The following is a 17,447-nucleotide window of genomic DNA, read 5'->3' as shown; positions in this document are numbered from 1 at the left end:
ATTTGGAGGAGAATATTTTGAGCATCTTAGATATCTTAATCCTCCTGGCACCGATCTTCTTTGTTATCGTGCTGGGTTGGTTTGCAGGACATTTCGGAAGTTATGATGCCAAGTCGGCAAAAGGGGTAAGTACGTTAGTAACGAAATACGCACTTCCAGCTCACTTTATCGCTGGTATTTTGACAACTTCCAGAAGTGAATTTTTATCACAAGTTCCGTTAATGGTTTCTTTAATTATTGGTATCGTTGGATTTTATATCGTTATTCTATTGGTTTGCAGATTTGTGTTTAAATATGATTTAACGAATTCATCTGTATTTTCTTTGAACTCTGCACAGCCGACATTCGCATTTATGGGTATTCCTGTATTGGGAAGCTTGTTCGGTGCGCAAGAGGTTGCGATTCCGATCGCTGTAACAGGTATCGTTGTTAACGCGATTCTTGATCCGCTTGCGATCATTATTGCTACAGTGGGTGAGTCTTCTAAGAAAAACGAAGAGAGCGGGGACAGCTTCTGGAAGATGACAGGAAAATCAATCCTGCATGGCCTTTGTGAGCCGCTTGCAGCTGCTCCGTTAATCAGTATGATCTTAGTGCTGGTTTTCAATTTCACTCTTCCTGAGCTGGGTGTTAAAATGCTTGATCAGCTTGGAAGCACAACATCTGGTGTTGCTCTCTTTGCTGTCGGTGTTACCGTTGGTATTCGTAAAATCAAACTCAGCATTCCTGCTTTCGGTATTGCGTTACTCAAAGTTGCGGTTCAGCCTGCGTTAATGTTCCTGATTGCTCTTGCAGTCGGACTTCCAGCTGACCAAACAACAAAAGCGATCCTTCTTGTTGCATTCCCTGGTTCTGCCGTTGCAGCCATGATTGCGACTCGTTTTGAGAAACAAGAGGAAGAAACAGCGTCTGCGTTTGTGATCAGTGCGATTCTGTCATTGATTTCACTTCCAATTATTATTGCGCTTACTGCGTAATCTAAAAAGCTCCCTTTAAGGGGAGCTTTTTTACTTTACGTTTGAAATTTAAACAGTGACAGCAGCGGTTTTTTTCTTGTTTTTATGTTTTCGGAAGAAGCAGCAGTCTCAGGGGTCGGCTGAGCGGTGAATTCTTTCATTTGTGAGGTTAGTGATTGCAGATCAGCAAGAATGTCATCAATTTCTCTTCTGTGCTGCAGAAGCTGATAGGATACGCCTTCATCGGCTTTTTGTTTAAGCTGGCGTTCCAGTTCCTCAATTCTTGCCAGCAACCCGTTTTCATCCTGTTTTTGCTGTAATAAGGTGTCAAGCTTTTGTTCGAGCTGTTCGATTCTTTTCTCTGTGTCACTGTTTGTTTTTTGGACAAGGAAGCCTGTGCGCTTCTTATTGCTTTGCGGCACATTGATATCCTGAAGCGCCGTGCCTTCAGAAATTTGTTTTTGAACAGATTTCAGGACTTGCACATCTTCAGCCGTAAACGAATAGTGTCCGAGCTCGTTCCGTTCAGTCGGAAGGTTCAGCTGTTTCACCCACCGCTGCACTGTTTTTGCGGAGACGCCGAGTTCACTTGCTACCATATTTGTATTCATGATCCCATACCTCCTTTTTAGCTAGGTATTCGACCATGGGGAGCGGTTCCCTTCCTATTAGACAAAACAAGAAAAGATTCGGCAAAGAAAGTGGGCATCTCCCTTATTTCTTCAAAAACCGTTATTGCTCATACAGCTCTAACGGAAGCTGATCGGGATCAAAAAAGAAGGTGAACCGCTTGCCTGTCAGCGGATCTGTCCTGATCGGCTCTGTCTCGATTCCTTTTTCGTGAAGCTCCTGAACAGCCTGTTCTAAGCTGCTGACCGTAAAGGCAAGATGACGGAGCCCTGCACCTTCAGGACGGGTTTGGCGTGCGGGCGGATCAGGGAACGAAAACAGCTCAATGACGTAGGAGCCGTTAAGCGACAAATCCAGCTTGTAGGAGTCGCGCTCTTCTCGGTATGTTTCCTGTATCACCTGAAAACCGAGCTTATGTACGTAGAAAGCTTTCGACTTTTCATAATCTGAGCATATGATTGCAATATGATGTATGGATGTAAGCAATACGATCCCTCCTCTTTTTCAGTATAGCAGAGGAGGCTTTTTTAACTGGGATTGAAATGCTTTTGACTGGCGATAGTCCCTATACTATAATGAGAATGTTACGCACAGGAAAACAGAGGTGAAGACCGTGTTAGACCGTTTAAAGTCAATCGAAGAACGATATGAAAAATTAAATGAGCTTTTAAGCGATCCAGAAGTTGTCAACGATCCGAAAAAGCTTAGAGAATATTCGAAAGAGCAATCTGATATACAAGAAACAGTTGACGTATATAGACAATACAGAGATGCGTCAGAACAGCTGGCTGATGCAAAAGCGATGCTTGAGGATAAGCTTGATGCTGAGATGCGCGACATGGTGAAGGAAGAGATTTCTGAACTCCAGAAAGAAACGGAATCACTGTCAGAACGTCTGAAGGTGCTCCTGATCCCGAAAGACCCTAATGATGATAAAAACGTTATCATGGAGATCCGCGGAGCTGCAGGCGGAGATGAAGCCGCTTTATTTGCAGGCAACCTGTACAGAATGTATTCCCGCTATGCTGAGCTTCAAGGCTGGAAAACCGAGGTCATGGAAGCAAGTGTAACCGGTACGGGCGGCTACAAAGAGATCATCTTTATGATTACGGGCAGCGGCGCATATTCTAAACTCAAATATGAAAACGGCGCTCACCGTGTTCAGCGTGTTCCGGAAACAGAATCAGGCGGCCGTATTCATACTTCTACTGCAACAGTAGCATGTCTTCCTGAGGCCGAAGAGGTAGAGGTTGACATTCATGAGAAGGATATCCGTGTTGATACGTTTGCTTCAAGCGGACCGGGCGGACAAAGCGTGAACACGACAATGTCTGCCGTTCGTCTGACGCATTTGCCGACAGGCGTTGTCGTATCATGCCAGGATGAAAAATCTCAAATCAAAAACAAAGAAAAAGCAATGAAGGTTCTCCGTGCCAGAATCTACGATAAATTTCAGCAGGAAGCACAGGCTGAATATGATCAAACACGGAAATCGGCTGTCGGATCAGGTGACCGCTCTGAGCGTATCCGCACATACAACTTCCCGCAAAACCGTGTGACGGATCACAGAATCGGCCTGACCATTCAAAAGCTTGATCAGATTCTTGAAGGAAAACTTGACGAAGTGGTTGAAACACTGATTGTAGAAGATCAGGCAAGCAAGCTTCAGCAGGCGGATAGTTAAGATGAAGACGATATTTGAAGCCCTGAAATGGGCTTCTTCTTATTTAACGGAAGCGGGAAGAGAAGAAAATGCGGCTGAGCTGCTTTTGCTTTATGATACCGGAATGGATAGAAGCAAGCTGCTCGCCAGCCTGCAGGAACCGATCGGTGAAGATGAGCTGTATCGCTTTAAACGCCACGTCGATATGCACAAAGAAGGCGTACCGGTTCAGTACATTATCGGAATAGAGTTTTTTTACGGACGGGAATTTATGGTGAATGATGATGTACTGATCCCGCGTCCGGAAACGGAAGAGGTTGTCTGCCATCTTCTTGAGAAATATAGAAGTGTCTTTTCTGAACGAGAACAGCTCGAAGTGGTAGATGTCGGCACCGGCAGCGGCGCAATAGCCGTCACGCTTGCACTGGAAAACAACAACTTTTCTGTTTCAGCGATTGATATCTCCAAAGAGGCGCTGGACGTTGCTTCAGCCAATGCGGAAAAGCTCGGAGCGGAGGTGCATTTTCTTCAAGGCGACCTGCTTGAGCCCTTTATTAAGGCAGGAAAAAAAGCGGATATTATCGTCTCAAACCCTCCTTATATTTCTGAAGAAGAAATGGCCGATTTATCTGAGATTGTCCGTTTTCATGAACCTTTGCATGCCCTCACTGACGGCGGAGACGGGCTGAAATTTTATAAGCGGTTTATGGAAGCCATTCCGCTGGTCATGAAGAATACCGCGCTTGTCGTCTTTGAAATCGGGTGGAAGCAGGGCGCAGCTGTAAAAGAGCTGATTCTGCATGCGTTTAAGGATGCGGAAGTTGAAGTCCTGAAGGATATTAACGGAAAAGACAGAACCATATGCGCGGTAATTCATAAGAATAAATAAGCAGCTTGCTGGTGAGTTGAGATAAGAACGGGACCAGCAAGCTGTTTTAACACCAGCAAAGGGGATGTAAAAGATGAAAAAGGCCCTGACAGCAGGAATTTTACTTATTGCCATTGAAAGTATGGTGGGTTCTATTTTTGCGCAAGCCATTTCTTATGAATTCATTTTCGGCATTGCGTCTCTTGTTTTGATCGGGCTTGCCATTGTGACATCGGGTTTAGCTGTAAGCGGAAGCGACCAGCGGGCGAATTATCATTCAGAAACCAAAGAAGGCCGGACAGCCCGTTTGAAAATATCAGCTGCTTTCTTTGTTGCTGCCATACCTTCTATTCTATGTTATCTATTGACCGTTTTGATCTAATGAAAAAGGAAGCCCTTAGGAGGCTTCCTTTTTTTGCAGCAAAACAGAATCCCATATCCAGTAGACAACAGCTGTTAATACAGCGAAGATGTAAAAGGCTGTATTTTGAAGCAGGGATTGCCCGGAAGGCTGCAGCACACCAAAGATGATCGCGTTGGCGATAAACGCCGCGGCAAGATAATACAGCAAGTACAAAGGGCTGAACCGTTTTGGCTTTTTGTTCATCATGATCTGAAGCGGTAGCGCGAATAGTAAATAAGGAAATAAGAAATAAAAGGCCATTGTTACGAGAGCAGCTATAATAAAGGAATGAATGTAAATAATCGAATAAAGAACTGACATCGTGAACGCTGACAGCAGCACTGTGTAATTATATTTCATTTTAAACCTCCTAAAACACTATCGTACCATAAATTAGATTAAAAGCTTGCTAGATTTTTTTGCCGCTGCAGGTTTACTCCATACGTTCCTTGTCCATAATAGGGCTAGATACAAAGCACGGAGAGGAACGGTGGGGACCGATGAAAAAAACAGTTATCATTTGTATATATATGTTTCTTTTATTATCTGGGGCACTCGTAGGATTGGCGAAAGAAGAGACGGCACAGCAATCTGAAAATGAGCCGGTTGTCATTCCGGACGAGGCGATTCGCCTGAGAATATTGGCAAACAGCGATCGTGACGAGGACCAAGAATTAAAGCGTCATATCAGAGACGCCGTCAATAAAGAAATCACAACATGGGTCAAGGATATTACTTCTATTGAAGAAGCGCGGCGTTTGATCCGCTCAAAGCTGCCCGAGATCAAGGAAATTGCAAAAGAAACCATGGAAAAAGAAGACGCCAGTCAATCAATATCTGTTGATTTTGACAAAATCTCATTTCCGACAAAACTTTATGGCAGCATGGTATATCCTGCTGGAGAATACGAAGCCATTCTGATTACGCTTGGGAACGGTGAAGGCGCCAATTGGTGGTGCGTGTTATTCCCGCCGCTCTGCTTTCTTGATTTTTCGAATGGGGAAGCCGTAAAAGAACAAGAAGATCAAGAAGCCTCAAAAAAACAAACGGAAAAAGCGCTTGAGGACTTAACAGCCAAAGCGGAGAAAGCTGAAAAAGAAGATGAGAAAGAGAAAGAAGACAATACAGAAGTGAAATTCTTCGTTGTAGAATGGTTTTCCGATCTTTTTTCTTAATCACCAGGTCTAAAAATAGATTTGCCTCATAGATTGGAAGAAAGAACGCTGAAAACGGGGTGAACGAATGTTTTATCAACTGCGGGTGGCAAGGGAAAAGGACGGAGACATACTTGAGGAATTTTTAAAACAGGCCAAAACGAATCATGAGGGCGTAAAGGAAGGGTTCACCCAGTTTCTGATGCTGGAGGACAGCGAGAAAAACATAGCCGGCTGTCTGGGGATCGAAAAAATCAGCTGCGATCAAGCCCTGCTTCGCTCACTTGTGATATCGGACAAGCTTCACCAAGGTCATATTGTATCGCTCTTTCAAAGCATGGAGGTGCTTTGTGAAAAGCATGAGATTAAAACGGTATACTTGGTAGCCAATCAGCATTCTTCGGCTGATTTCCTGGGGGCCATAGGCTTTGAACGGGCGGAGAGTGTGCCGGAAGAGCTGTTTGCCTCGGATCACTTCTGTGAATCAAGGCAAGCGGAAGGGGCCGTCTTAATGAAAAAAACATCCGGATAAGTGAGATTTATACACAAACTTATCCACTTCTTTATATGCGTTGTCCACAATTTGTGGATAACGCTTGTTTTATTACAGGACATCTTTTATACTTTCAAAAGGATTACACGCGTAAAACGATCGTTTTATTGTTGTGAATAAGGAGTTTGGTCAGAAATGAAAACGAAAAGATGGTTTGTGGATGTAATGGACGAGTTATCCACAAATGATCCACAAATTGCACAAGCAGCTGCTTTGCTCCGGGGAAATGAGGTTGTCGCGTTTCCGACAGAAACTGTATATGGTCTCGGCGCAAATGCGAAAAGCACAGATGCTGTCAAAAAAATATATGAGGCGAAAGGGCGGCCGAGTGATAATCCACTGATTGTCCACATTGCGGATATCAGCCAGCTTGATGGTTTAACAGGCCCGGCGCCAGACAAGGCGAAAATATTAATGAAGCGCTTTTGGCCAGGGGCGCTTACACTGATTTTGCCTTGTAAACCTGGTGCGCTGTCACCCCGTGTAACAGCAGGGTTGGATACAGTGGCCGTCAGAATGCCTGATCATCCGCTGGCTCTGGCACTCATCCGTGCCGCGGGTCTCCCGATTGCAGCGCCGAGTGCTAATTTATCGGGCAAACCAAGCCCGACAAAGGCTGAACACGTGGCTCACGACTTGGATGGCCGCATAGCGGGATTGATGGATGGGGGATCTACGGGAATCGGTGTCGAATCAACCGTACTTTCATGTGCAGGAGAAACACCTGTGCTCCTTCGGCCGGGCGGCATTACAAAAGAACAAATAGAAGCCGAAATCGGACCGATTCTTGTGGATAAAGGGCTTGCCGATCAAAATGAGAAGCCGATTTCTCCGGGAATGAAATATACACATTACGCGCCGTCAGCGCCGCTTGTTATTTCTGAAGGAAGCCCTGAGCGCATTCAAACGCTTATTCAAGAATATCAGCAGGGCGGAAAACGGGTCGGCGTCCTGACGACAGAAGAAAATGCGGATTTTTATTCGGCTGACTATGTGAAGAGCTGCGGCAGAAGAGATCAGCTTGAAACAGTAGCGGCAGCCCTTTATGATGCATTGCGCAGTTTTGATGAAGAAAAGGTTGATTTTATTATTGCAGAATCGTTTCCTGACACAGGCGTCGGACTTGCTATTATGAACAGGCTGATGAAAGCAGCCGGAGGAAGAGTGATTCGCTGACACAGTCAGAAGTTCTAACCCCTTTTGGACACGCATAGGCTAAAAAAGCGGGCGTGTCCAAGGGGGTTATGTATGTGATGTCGGAGATGTTTATAGGCGAACTGATTACCTTAAGCATCATGGCGTTTGCTTTAGGTATGGATGCTTTTTCTGTCGGCCTCGGAATGGGCATGGTCAAACTCAGAAAAAAGCAGATCATCTATATTGGATTCATTATCGGTCTCTTTCACGTCATCATGCCTCTCGGAGGGATGGCGGCGGGAAATATGCTGTCAGGGCTCCTCGGCATGGTAGCCGTATATATCGGGGGTTCGCTGCTGTTTGTTCTCGGTGTTCAAATGGTGATCGCATCTTTTAAACAGTCAGAAGAACGTTTGATGTCACCGGCTGGGCCTGGCTTATTGTTATTTGCAGTCGGCGTCAGCCTCGATAGTTTCTCCGTCGGTCTGAGCCTTGGAATATACGGCTCGCATCCGCTTCTCACCGTTACCCTGTTTGGGCTTTTCAGCATGATTTTGACTTGGCTGGGCCTGCTGATCGGAAAGCAAGTGCAGTCCTGGCTCGGCTCATACAGTGAGGCGCTTGGGGGGACCATATTAATCGTATTTGGCCTTAAGCTGCTTTTGCCAATTTAATATCCCAATAAAAGAAACGCTGTCGCCGTTTCTTTTTTCTTCATATATAATAGAAAAAATAAGGGGTGACTGACATGAACATCATTTTTGTCTGTACTGGAAATACGTGCCGCAGTCCAATGGCTGAGGCGCTTTTTAAATCAATTGCAGAAGCGGAAGGGCTAGATGTCAGCGTCCGCTCGGCAGGCGTATTTGCCTCACCTAACGGGAAAGCGTCGCCTCACGCGGTCGAAGCGCTTTTTGAAAAGCGCATTGCCCTTAATCATGTTTCTTCGCCATTAACTGAAGAACATATGGAATCGGCAGATTTGGTTCTGGCAATGACCCACCAGCACAAACAGGTTATCGTCAGCCAATTCGAACGTTATCGTGATAAAGTGTTTACGCTAAAAGAATATGTGACAGGCAGCCGGGGCGATATTATAGACCCGTTTGGCGGCTCTGTTGAAATTTACAAAAAAACGAGAGATGAGCTTGAAGAGCTTCTTCGGCAGCTGGCAGAACGATTGAAAAATGACGGCAAATAACTTGTCAGAGAATCTGAAAACAGGTCATTTGCAAATCCTGCGTGAAGGAGTAGAATATAGTGAAAAGCACATCGATATGGTGTGAATCAATGAGCGGACAGGCTGCGCGGTCAACAAAGCGGGCGGGCCGCATCACACACGCTGGGAGGATAAGCTGATGAAAGTAGCCATAGCATCGGATCATGGCGGCGTTCACATTCGAAACGAAATCAAGGATCTAATGGACGAATTGCAAGTTGAATATATTGATATGGGCTGTGACTGCGGCGGCGGATCTGTCGATTATCCGGACTATGCTTTTCCGGTGGCCGAGAAAGTAGTAAACGGTGAAGTGGACAGAGGCATTTTAATTTGCGGGACAGGCATTGGCATGAGCATTTCCGCCAATAAAGTCAAAGGCATCCGCTGTGCGCTGGCACATGATACATTCAGTGCAAAGGCGACGAGAGAACATAACGATACTAATATCCTCGCAATGGGCGAACGGGTGATTGGACCCGGTTTGGCACGTGAAATTGCGAAAATCTGGCTGACCACTGAATTTACTGGCGGAAGACATCAAACCCGCATCGGAAAAATCTCGGACTATGAAGAGAAAAACCTGTAGGGGTGCTGCTCAATGAGTGAGATCACACAAACGTGGAAGACGATGCTGTCAGAGTTTCAGGACAAAGCGGGATTGAAAGAAAATCAGCTCTTTGTCCTTGGCTGCAGCACAAGCGAAGTGGCCGGCAGCCATATCGGCACATCGGGCAGTACAGACATCGCGGAAAGCATCTACAGCGGACTTGCAGAGCTGAAGGGAAAAACGGGAATCCATCTGGCGTTTCAATGCTGCGAGCATTTAAACAGAGCGCTTGTAGTGGAGGAAGAAACGGCCGAGCTGTTCAGGCTTCCGGCCGTTTCCGCTGTACCTGTTCCAAAAGCGGGCGGGGCGATGGCTTCTTATGCGTTTAAGCAAATGAAGTCTCCTGTTCTGGTAGAAACCATTCAGGCAGATGCCGGAATAGATATAGGCGACACGTTTATCGGCATGCACTTAAAGCCGGTTGCTGTTCCTGTACGCATTTCTCAGAACAGTCTCGGTGCTGCCCATGTGACATTGGCGCGCACAAGGCCAAAGCTGATCGGCGGAATGCGGGCAGTTTATGAGTGTGAATGAGAAAGGACTGCATGGGCCAGTCTTTTCTTTAATTTTCGCTGCTGAAATAAATTCCGAACTTTAAATTAAATTTAAGTTATAAATATTCGTTTTTGCCAATAAAATTTTCGTTTTTTTGAAAATAATCTTTTACATTGGCCTAAAAAACCATGTACAATAGTGGTGGTAAAAACAAAGAACAGGATACGGATAGGAGAGGATCTCGCTGATGAAACATTTACCTGCGCAAGACGAACAGGTGTTTAACGCCATTAAAAATGAGCGTGAACGCCAACAGACTAAGATCGAATTGATTGCTTCTGAAAACTTTGTAAGTGAAGCGGTTATGGAAGCACAAGGTTCTGTTTTAACAAACAAATATGCTGAAGGATATCCTGGCAAACGCTATTATGGCGGATGTGAGCACGTCGATGTCGTTGAAGATATCGCTCGTGACCGCGCGAAGGAAATCTTTGGAGCGGAGCATGTAAACGTTCAGCCTCATTCAGGCGCACAAGCAAACATGGCTGTCTATTTCACGATTTTGGAACAAGGCGATACTGTACTTGGGATGAACCTCTCCCACGGCGGTCATTTAACACACGGAAGTCCAGTTAACTTCAGCGGTGTTCAATATAACTTTGTTGAGTACGGCGTAGATAAAGAAACTCAACATATTGATTACGATGACGTGCGTGAAAAAGCCCTCGCTCACAAGCCTAAGCTAATCGTGGCAGGAGCAAGTGCGTATCCTCGTACAATCGACTTCAAGAAATTCCGTGAAATTGCTGATGAAGTCGGCGCTTACTTTATGGTGGATATGGCGCATATCGCAGGACTTGTTGCGGCAGGCCTTCATCCAAACCCGGTTCCTTACGCTGATTTCGTGACAACAACGACACATAAAACACTTCGCGGACCTCGCGGCGGTATGATCCTTTGCCGTGAAGAGTTCGGCAAGAAAATAGATAAGTCCATCTTCCCTGGCATTCAAGGCGGACCGCTGATGCACGTAATTGCCGCAAAAGCTGTTTCATTCGGCGAAGTATTGCGCGATGATTTCAAAACATACGCACAAAATGTGATTTCAAACGCGAAGCGTCTTGCAGAATCATTAACAAAAGAGGGCATTCAGCTCGTTTCCGGCGGAACTGACAACCACCTCATCCTGGTTGATCTTCGTTCTCTCGGACTGACAGGTAAGGTTGCAGAGCATGTGCTTGATGAAATCGGGATTACATCAAACAAAAACGCGATTCCATACGATCCTGAAAAACCGTTCGTAACAAGCGGTATCCGTCTCGGAACAGCTGCTGTGACAAGCCGCGGTTTTGACGGAGAGGCATTGGATGAAGTCGGTGCCATTATTGCGCTTGCATTGAAAAACCACGAAGATGAAGGAAAACTTGAAGAAGCAAGACAGCGCGTAGCTGCTCTGACTGGCAAGTTCCCTCTATATAAAGAATTAGATTACTAAGATTGAAAAACCCGCTCGGCCTTATGCCCGGCGGGTTTTTTGACGATGTCCTTGAAACTCAATGTCTTTTTTTGTAGAATCAATAGAAGTGTGAAATTGTCGATGGGACAATAAAAAAGGAGCTGAAACACAGTATGGGAAAGGTTTATGTATTTGATCATCCTTTAATTCAGCACAAGCTGACATATATTCGGAATGTAGAGACAGGCACGAAGGATTTTAGAGAGCTTGTAGACGAAGTAGCCACACTTATGGCGTTTGAAATTACCCGTGATCTCCCTCTAGAGGAAGTGGATATCAACACACCGGTTCAGACTGCGAAATCAAAAGTCATCTCAGGGAAAAAACTCGGGGTTGTTCCTATTCTCAGAGCAGGTTTAGGAATGGTTGAAGGCATCTTGAAACTGATCCCTGCGGCAAAAGTGGGACATGTCGGTCTGTACCGTGATCCTGAAACCTTAAAACCCGTGGAATACTATGTGAAGCTTCCTTCTGATGTGGAAGAGCGTGAATTCATCGTGGTTGACCCGATGCTGGCCACAGGCGGTTCCGCAGTTGAAGCGATTAACAGCCTGAAAAAACGCGGTGCGAAAAACATTCGTTTCATGTGTCTTGTAGCTGCGCCTGAAGGTGTGGAAGAATTGCAGAAGCATCATTCTGACGTGGATATTTACATAGCGGCGCTTGATGAAAAACTAAATGAAAAAGGTTATATCGTTCCGGGTCTCGGAGACGCAGGAGACCGTATGTTCGGAACAAAATAAAAAAGAAAACCCGCCAACGGGTTTTCTTTTTTGTTATCCAGTTATTTGCTATTCGGTGAATCTCTATACAATTATAGGTGAAAATGTGAACATTCTGTGGAGGCTTACAGTATAAAAAGTTTTTTAACTTTAAACAGATTGACACATGTTAGGGGCTATTGTATGCTAAACGAGGGTATTATGAGAAGGTTTTCATAGCTTTCATTATAGTCCTCATCCCCAATGTAAATCCTCCCAGAAAACCCGTTTTATGAGGATTTATTCAAGCGAATGAAACAGCATCCCTGCAAGGCTTGCGGATGAATGATTTTTTCGAACAGGCCCGTTTTGCCGGACAAAAAAGGTCTTCTACTAGGGTTAACCGCTGATTTTGCCGTATCCAAGAAATATATTATTTTTTCATCAGGAGACAGATAGTTGATGGACGATCCCAAGCTACAATTTAGCAGACAACGAAAATATCTATTGTTCATTTTGGCAGCGTATGTACTGGGTTATGGTTTAACAGCGTATAAAACCGTTTTTTTAGGCCTTATTCTGGGAACTGTTTTCAGTTTGTTTAATTTTTTACTGCTCGTCAGAAGAATGAATGCTTTTGACAGGGCCGTTGCGAAAGGCAAGTCCATACGATCCCTTGGGAGCGCAGCGCGGTGGTGCAATGCGATTCTTGCTGCGGCTGTCGCCTATAAATATCCCGAGCATTTTCATATGGCAAGTACAGTTATTGGATTAATGACAATTTATCCTGTCATTATGATAGATTCCTTTATCCAGCTTAAACGTTCATCAATGGAAGAGAGGTGAAAACCCTTTGAATCATGAATACAGAACTATTGAATTTCTAGGACTTACTTTTAATCTGACAAACATTCTGATGATTACTGTGGCGAGTGTGATCGTGTTATTGATTGCCATCCTTACCACAAGAACGCTTTCGATCCGTCCCGGAAAAGCCCAGAACTTTATGGAATGGATTGTTGATTTTGTCCGCAATATTATCGGCAGTACAATGGATTTGAAAACAGGGGCTAACTTCTTGGCACTTGGTGTCACATTGCTGATGTACATATTTGTGTCGAATATGCTGGGGCTGCCGTTCTCTGTCACAATCGGACATGAGCTCTGGTGGAAATCTCCGACAGCCGATCCTGCCATTACATTAACGCTTGCCGTAATGGTCGTCGCTTTAACCCATTATTATGGTGTAAAGATGAAAGGGCTCAAGGAATATTCCAAGGAGTATTTAAGACCTGTTCCGTTCATGCTCCCGATGAAAATCATAGAAGAGTTTGCGAATACGCTGACTCTCGGTTTGCGGCTTTACGGTAACATCTTCGCCGGTGAGATTCTTCTCGGCCTGCTTGCGGGATTAGCGACAAGCTTCTATTCGCAAAGCGTGGTTCTCGGACTTGTCGGTACAATCGGTGCCATTCTGCCGATGCTGGCATGGCAGGCATTCAGTTTATTTATAGGTGCCATCCAGGCGTTTATTTTTACGATGCTGACGATGGTGTACATGTCTCATAAAATCAGTAATGATCATTAAAACATTATATCCAAACGGATAACATTTTAAAGGAGGAACTTTTTCATGAATTTAATAGCAGCTGCGATTGCAATTGGTTTAGGCGCACTTGGTGCAGGTATTGGTAACGGTTTGATTGTTTCACGTACGGTAGAGGGGATCGCCCGTCAGCCGGAGGCAGGTAAAGAACTTAGAACGCTTATGTTCATGGGTATCGCATTAGTTGAGGCCCTTCCTATTATCGCTGTCGTTATCGCATTCTTAGCGTTCTTTGGCTAAGCATAAAAGCCTTATATGAACTAAAAATGGCGAAGATCATTCCAAGAGAACCTTCGCCATTGCTTTATGTCTGATAAGCATCCCGCCTTGCCGGCTGAAAAGAGACAAGTGCGGCTGCTGGATCAGCAAAGAAAAACCTGCAGAAGGGAGTTGCCGTAGTAGATGTCTCAATTACCACTTGAACTAGGACTGTCGTTTAACGGCGGAGATATCCTGTTCCAACTGTTAGCTATGTTAATTTTATTAGCGCTTCTGAAGAAATACGCTTTAGGGCCGCTATTAAACATAATGAAACAGCGTGAAGATCATATCGCTGGAGAAATTACGTCTGCTGAAGAAAAAAATAAAGAAGCGCAGCAGCTTATTGACGAGCAGCGCGCTATGTTAAAAGAAGCAAGACAGGAATCCCAAACGCTTATCGAAAACGCGAAGAAACTGGGAGAGAACCAAAAAGAAGAGATTATTCAGGCTGCGCGTGCAGAATCTGAACGTCTGAAAGAAGCAGCCAGAACTGAAATCGTGAAGGAAAAAGAACAGGCGGTTTCTGCTCTCCGTGAGCAAGTAGCGTCTCTTTCTGTCATGATTGCGTCGAAAGTGATCGAAAAAGAACTGGATGAACAGGCTCAAGAGAAATTGATCCAGGACTATCTTAAAGAGGTAGGAGAAAGCCGATGAGTGGATCAGCTGTCTCTAAACGATATGCATCAGCTCTTTTCGATATTGCCAATGAGTCCTCTCAGCTCAACCAGGTAGAAGAAGAGCTAAAAGTTGTAAAAGAAGTATTTCAAAATGAAAAAGCGCTAAATGATGTGTTAAACCATCCGAAGGTGCCGGGCGCAAAGAAAAAAGAACTCATCCAAAACGCTTTTGGATCTTTATCACAGTCCGTGCTCCATACGATTTTTCTTTTGATTGACCGTCACCGGGCATCAATTGTGCCTGATCTCACAGATGAGTTTGTGAAACTCGCAAACGAGGCCCGTCAAACAGAAGACGCGATTGTATATTCAGTTAAACCGCTGACGGATGCGGAAATTTCATCATTATCACAAGTGTTTGCAAAAAAAGCCGGAGTCGCTTCACTGAGAATCAGAAATGAAGTGCAGACGGATTTAATAGGCGGCATTAAAGTCCGCATTGGAAACCGGATTTTTGACGGCAGCGTAAGCGGAAAGCTTCAGCGCATTGAACGTCAACTTGCCGGGGAAAATCGATAGAAGGGGTGAAACCTAAGTGAGCATCAAAGCTGAAGAGATTAGCACGCTGATAAAACAGCAAATACAAAATTATCAATCTGAAATTGAAGTTCATGACGTAGGTACAGTCATCCAAGTCGGTGACGGTATCGCTCGTGTACACGGTCTTGACAACTGTATGGCCGGTGAACTTGTTGAATTTTCAAACGGCGTTTTGGGTATGGCTCAAAACCTTGAAGAATCAAACGTAGGTATCGTTATCTTAGGACCTTACACAGAGATCCGTGAAGGGGACGAAGTAAAAAGAACAGGCCGCATCATGGAGGTTCCTGTCGGTGAAGAATTAATCGGTCGTATTGTGAACCCGTTAGGTCAGCCGGTGGACGGACTTGGCCCGATCCTCACAAGCAAAACACGTCCGATCGAAAGCCAGGCACCTGGTGTTATGGACCGTAAATCCGTTCATGAACCGCTTCAAACTGGTATTAAAGCAATTGATGCACTGATTCCGATCGGCCGCGGCCAGCGTGAGCTGATCATCGGTGACCGTCAAACAGGTAAAACATCTGTTGCGATCGATTCGATCTTAAACCAAAAAGACCAAGACATGATCTGCGTATATGTAGCGATCGGTCAAAAAGAATCTACAGTCCGCGGCGTAGTAGAAACATTGCGTAAGCACGGCGCGCTTGATTATACAATTGTTGTAACGGCGTCTGCGTCACAGCCGGCACCGCTTCTGTACCTTGCTCCGTATGCAGGGGTTACAATGGCAGAAGAATTTATGTACAATGGCAAGCACGTTCTTGTTGTATACGATGATCTTTCTAAACAAGCGGCTGCTTACCGTGAGCTGTCCTTGCTTCTTCGCCGTCCGCCAGGCCGTGAAGCGTTCCCGGGGGATGTATTCTATCTTCATTCCCGTCTGCTTGAGCGTGCAGCAAAGCTTAGCGACGCGAAAGGCGCAGGATCAATTACAGCTCTGCCGTTCGTAGAAACTCAAGCTGGAGATATCTCAGCGTATATCCCGACAAACGTCATTTCCATCACCGACGGACAGATCTTCCTGCAATCTGATTTGTTCTTCTCAGGCGTACGCCCAGCGATCAACGCCGGATTGTCTGTATCACGTGTCGGCGGTTCCGCGCAAATCAAAGCGATGAAAAAAGTATCAGGAACATTGCGTCTTGATCTTGCATCATACCGTGAGCTGGAAGCATTCGCTCAATTCGGATCTGACCTCGACCAAGCGACTCAGGCGAAACTGAACCGCGGTGCGCGTACAGTTGAAGTGCTGAAGCAGGATCTGAATAAGCCGCTTCCGGTTGAAAAACAGGTAGCCATTCTTTATGCGCTGACAAAAGGATATCTTGATGATATTCCTGTAGCGGACATCAGACGTTTTGAAGAAGAGTACTACATGTACCTTGACCAAAACCATAAAGAGCTGCTTGACGGAATTGCAAAAACAGGGAACCTTCCTGCTGATGAAGACTTCGCTGCTGCAATCGAAGGCTTCAAACGCACATTTGCACCAAGCAACTAACTCGAATGCTGATGAGAGAAAAAGGTTCTCTTTTTCTCTCTTTTTACGCAAATGAAGAGAAAAGGTGGTGAAATCTTTGGCCTCATTACGCGATATTAAGTCAAGGATCACGTCAACGAAAAAAACGAGCCAGATTACAAAAGCCATGCAGATGGTATCTGCAGCTAAGCTGAATCGTGCTGAAAACAATGCAAAATCATTTGTGCCTTATATGGATAAGATCCAAGAGGTTGTATCAAATGTCGGAAAAGTATCCGGCAGCGCGAAACATCCGATGCTTCTCAGCAGAGAAGTGAAAAAGACGGCATACCTCGTCATTACATCTGACCGCGGTCTTGCTGGCGCTTTTAACAGTTCGGTTTTACGAAGTGCTTATCAGGCCATTCAAGAACGTCATCAGTCTAAGGAAGAGTATGCAGTGATCGTTATCGGACGAGTGGGCCGTGATTTCTTTAAAAAACGCGACATTCCGATCATTTCCGAGTTAACAGGACTTGGAGACGAAGTGTCGTTTTCAGAAATCAAGGACCTTGCCCGTCAAACGATTCAAATGTTTATAGACGGTGCATTTGATGAATTGCACCTTGTATATAACCATTATGTCAGCGCCATTTCTCAAGAAGTGACGGAGAAAAAACTTCTGCCGCTATCTGATTTGGGCGGCGGCGGAAAAAGAACGGCGTCTTATGAATTTGAACCGTCTGAAGAGGAGGTTCTGGAGGTTTTGCTTCCTCAATACGCAGAAAGCTTAATCTTCGGTGCGCTTCTTGACAGTAAAGCAAGTGAACATGCTGCAAGAATGACGGCGATGAAAAACGCGACAGACAATGCGAAGGATCTTATCGATTCACTTTCGCTTTCTTACAACCGCGCTCGCCAAGCAGCGATCACACAAGAAATTACGGAAATTGTCGGCGGAGCAGCCGCTTTAGAATAGAAAGATTTTGTCAGGAG

General features: G+C 45.2%; 23 protein-coding genes. 20 read left to right on the top strand and 3 right to left on the bottom strand.

Annotated features, from left to right (window positions below):
* Positions 1–17 precede the first annotated feature (17 nt).
* Complete coding sequence (locus tag LNN34_RS19055; RefSeq protein ID WP_044159758.1) at positions 18–977, top strand: AEC family transporter; 960 nt, start codon at positions 18–20, stop codon at positions 975–977.
* A gap of 35 nt (positions 978–1,012) precedes the next feature.
* Here LNN34_RS19055 and racA read toward each other — a convergent pair whose 3' ends face one another.
* Both racA and LNN34_RS19045 read right to left on the bottom strand, forming a co-directional pair.
* Positions 1,013–1,567 carry a chromosome-anchoring protein RacA gene (gene racA, locus LNN34_RS19050; RefSeq protein WP_229044184.1) on the bottom strand — a complete coding sequence of 185 codons (555 nt, stop codon included), beginning with the start codon at positions 1,565–1,567 and terminating at the stop codon, positions 1,013–1,015.
* A 121-nt stretch (positions 1,568–1,688) separates the two neighbouring features.
* The gene (locus LNN34_RS19045) at positions 1,689–2,078 is read right to left on the bottom strand and encodes a VOC family protein (protein ID WP_176471064.1); all 390 of its coding nucleotides are present in this window, start codon (positions 2,076–2,078) and stop codon (positions 1,689–1,691) included.
* 121 nt (positions 2,079–2,199) lie between these two features.
* Between LNN34_RS19045 and prfA the strand changes: the two genes are divergently transcribed.
* The 3 genes from prfA to LNN34_RS19030 all read left to right on the top strand — a co-directional run bounded on the left by prfA (position 2,200) and on the right by LNN34_RS19030 (position 4,499).
* Positions 2,200–3,270 (top strand): peptide chain release factor 1, encoded by a 1,071-nt coding sequence (prfA, locus tag LNN34_RS19040; RefSeq protein ID WP_202646857.1) that lies wholly within the window; start codon positions 2,200–2,202, stop codon positions 3,268–3,270.
* A gap of 1 nt (position 3,271) precedes the next feature.
* Positions 3,272–4,138, top strand: a complete 867-nt coding sequence (gene prmC / locus LNN34_RS19035; protein ID WP_229044182.1) for a peptide chain release factor N(5)-glutamine methyltransferase — start codon at positions 3,272–3,274, stop codon at positions 4,136–4,138.
* Positions 4,139–4,211: 73 nt separating this feature from the next.
* Positions 4,212–4,499 carry a DUF5316 family protein gene (locus tag LNN34_RS19030; protein WP_024123177.1) on the top strand — a complete coding sequence of 96 codons (288 nt, stop codon included), beginning with the start codon at positions 4,212–4,214 and terminating at the stop codon, positions 4,497–4,499.
* Positions 4,500–4,514: 15 nt separating this feature from the next.
* Here the strand turns inward: LNN34_RS19030 and LNN34_RS19025 are convergent, their stop codons facing one another.
* Entirely contained in the window at positions 4,515–4,880 is a 366-nt protein-coding gene (locus tag LNN34_RS19025) for a UPF0715 family protein (RefSeq protein ID WP_044159746.1), read from the bottom strand.
* Between the two features lie 140 nt (positions 4,881–5,020).
* Here LNN34_RS19025 and spoIIR point away from each other — a divergent pair, with 140 nt between their 5' ends.
* The 16 genes from spoIIR to atpG all read left to right on the top strand — a co-directional run bounded on the left by spoIIR (position 5,021) and on the right by atpG (position 17,430).
* Complete coding sequence (spoIIR, locus tag LNN34_RS19020; RefSeq protein WP_217827438.1) at positions 5,021–5,695, top strand: stage II sporulation protein R; 675 nt, start codon at positions 5,021–5,023, stop codon at positions 5,693–5,695.
* Positions 5,696–5,762: 67 nt separating this feature from the next.
* Complete coding sequence (locus LNN34_RS19015) at positions 5,763–6,206, top strand: hypothetical protein (protein WP_044159743.1); 444 nt, start codon at positions 5,763–5,765, stop codon at positions 6,204–6,206.
* A gap of 156 nt (positions 6,207–6,362) precedes the next feature.
* Complete coding sequence (locus LNN34_RS19010; protein ID WP_069486795.1) at positions 6,363–7,403, top strand: L-threonylcarbamoyladenylate synthase; 1,041 nt, start codon at positions 6,363–6,365, stop codon at positions 7,401–7,403.
* A 77-nt stretch (positions 7,404–7,480) separates the two neighbouring features.
* Positions 7,481–8,038: a manganese efflux pump MntP family protein gene (locus LNN34_RS19005; protein ID WP_059292692.1), complete on the top strand. Its 558-nt coding sequence runs from the start codon at positions 7,481–7,483 to the stop codon at positions 8,036–8,038.
* Positions 8,039–8,112: 74 nt separating this feature from the next.
* Complete coding sequence (locus LNN34_RS19000) at positions 8,113–8,565, top strand: low molecular weight protein arginine phosphatase (RefSeq protein WP_229044181.1); 453 nt, start codon at positions 8,113–8,115, stop codon at positions 8,563–8,565.
* Positions 8,566–8,722: 157 nt separating this feature from the next.
* Positions 8,723–9,172, top strand: a complete 450-nt coding sequence (gene rpiB / locus LNN34_RS18995; protein ID WP_199397848.1) for a ribose 5-phosphate isomerase B — start codon at positions 8,723–8,725, stop codon at positions 9,170–9,172.
* A 12-nt stretch (positions 9,173–9,184) separates the two neighbouring features.
* A complete protein-coding gene (locus tag LNN34_RS18990; protein ID WP_059335133.1) occupies positions 9,185–9,727 on the top strand; it encodes a TIGR01440 family protein in 543 nt (180 codons plus the stop codon).
* Positions 9,728–9,935: 208 nt separating this feature from the next.
* Positions 9,936–11,183 (top strand): serine hydroxymethyltransferase, encoded by a 1,248-nt coding sequence (glyA, locus tag LNN34_RS18985; protein ID WP_044159736.1) that lies wholly within the window; start codon positions 9,936–9,938, stop codon positions 11,181–11,183.
* A gap of 134 nt (positions 11,184–11,317) precedes the next feature.
* Entirely contained in the window at positions 11,318–11,947 is a 630-nt protein-coding gene (gene upp, locus LNN34_RS18980; RefSeq protein ID WP_003235778.1) for a uracil phosphoribosyltransferase, read from the top strand.
* Between the two features lie 420 nt (positions 11,948–12,367).
* A complete protein-coding gene (gene atpI / locus LNN34_RS18975; RefSeq protein ID WP_010332235.1) occupies positions 12,368–12,751 on the top strand; it encodes an ATP synthase subunit I in 384 nt (127 codons plus the stop codon).
* A gap of 7 nt (positions 12,752–12,758) precedes the next feature.
* The gene (atpB, locus tag LNN34_RS18970) at positions 12,759–13,493 is read left to right on the top strand and encodes a F0F1 ATP synthase subunit A (RefSeq protein WP_024123167.1); all 735 of its coding nucleotides are present in this window, start codon (positions 12,759–12,761) and stop codon (positions 13,491–13,493) included.
* A 45-nt stretch (positions 13,494–13,538) separates the two neighbouring features.
* Entirely contained in the window at positions 13,539–13,751 is a 213-nt protein-coding gene (gene atpE, locus LNN34_RS18965) for a F0F1 ATP synthase subunit C (protein WP_003151167.1), read from the top strand.
* Between the two features lie 162 nt (positions 13,752–13,913).
* Positions 13,914–14,426, top strand: a complete 513-nt coding sequence (gene atpF / locus LNN34_RS18960) for a F0F1 ATP synthase subunit B (protein WP_024123166.1) — start codon at positions 13,914–13,916, stop codon at positions 14,424–14,426.
* Positions 14,423–14,968, top strand: a complete 546-nt coding sequence (locus tag LNN34_RS18955; protein ID WP_024123165.1) for a F0F1 ATP synthase subunit delta — start codon at positions 14,423–14,425, stop codon at positions 14,966–14,968. The genes atpF and LNN34_RS18955 overlap by 4 nt, the downstream gene beginning before the upstream one ends.
* A gap of 16 nt (positions 14,969–14,984) precedes the next feature.
* The gene (gene atpA / locus LNN34_RS18950) at positions 14,985–16,493 is read left to right on the top strand and encodes a F0F1 ATP synthase subunit alpha (RefSeq protein WP_044159727.1); all 1,509 of its coding nucleotides are present in this window, start codon (positions 14,985–14,987) and stop codon (positions 16,491–16,493) included.
* A gap of 76 nt (positions 16,494–16,569) precedes the next feature.
* On the top strand, positions 16,570–17,430 hold the full coding sequence (gene atpG / locus LNN34_RS18945) for an ATP synthase F1 subunit gamma (RefSeq protein WP_106295288.1): 861 nt from the start codon (positions 16,570–16,572) through the stop codon (positions 17,428–17,430).
* Positions 17,431–17,447: the final 17 nt, after the last annotated feature.

It is taken from the genome of Bacillus sp. AF23 (genome assembly GCF_020861455.1).
In the GTDB taxonomy this organism is placed as follows: Bacteria; Bacillota; Bacilli; order Bacillales; family Bacillaceae; genus Bacillus; species Bacillus halotolerans.
Note: the sequence above shows the minus strand (reverse complement) of the source record. Positions and strands in the feature narration are given on the sequence as shown.